2 pseudogenes are annotated in these 700 nt (G+C 44.1%); one reads left to right on the top strand and one right to left on the bottom strand.

The annotated features are described in order from the left end of the window. A pseudogene (locus GMD4S_RS14020) lies at positions 1 to 84 on the top strand (glycoside hydrolase domain-containing protein); the annotation flags it as partial. A gap of 36 nt (positions 85 to 120) precedes the next feature. On the opposite strand, the pseudogene GMD4S_RS09870 reads toward GMD4S_RS14020, so the two are convergent. Next, positions 121 to 700, bottom strand: a pseudogene (locus tag GMD4S_RS09870) (alpha-L-fucosidase); the annotation flags it as partial.

Below are 700 nucleotides of genomic sequence, written 5' to 3' on the forward strand. Positions count from 1 at the left end.
CCTGTATCTAGCATTCAACACCAAGACCTCTTGAAAGCTGAGCAACTGACCTTCACCCTCAGCTGGCTACCAAATCACTCCTAACCAAAAGAACCTTTGCATCGCGCAAAGGTTCTTCTTTTATGAAACTTGGACCTGAAGCTGGTCAACCAGCTGCCTATCTACCGTCAGATTTAGATAAAAATCTAAGTTTTTATCGCCTGCAAAATACAAGGTTGGTAGCGTCAGCCTTTTTTCAGTCTCGCCAACTTGAAACGCAAGGACTTGAATCTCGTCCCGATAAGCAACACCATGCACACCCGTCCCTGGTTGAATCGAAATCTTAGCTTCTAAAGGACTGCTAGATTCTCTTCGCTTCACTGTAAAGTGGACATTTTCTCCCTTGGTCACAACTAGACTTTTTTCTGAAAACTCTAACTGTTGAACAGCTTCTTTTTTCGACAAGGTAGGTGTTTTATAGAGTGAAATCTTGGTCAACAAAGGCAAAGCCTGTGCCTCTGTAATGATCACACGCACCTTCTGAGCCTCTACCATGGATCCTCGCAAAAGGCGTTTATAGCCAACAGTATAGCCGGATTCAAACTCCTGCCAGACACCATCCAACTCTACCTGAACACGGAAAGCAGCGATGCGTTGCCCCAAATTCAAATCTTCTCTTAACTCAATCACATCAAAAGCTTTAGGTGCACCTAAATCAAGC

This window comes from Streptococcus sp. GMD4S (genome assembly GCF_000296955.1).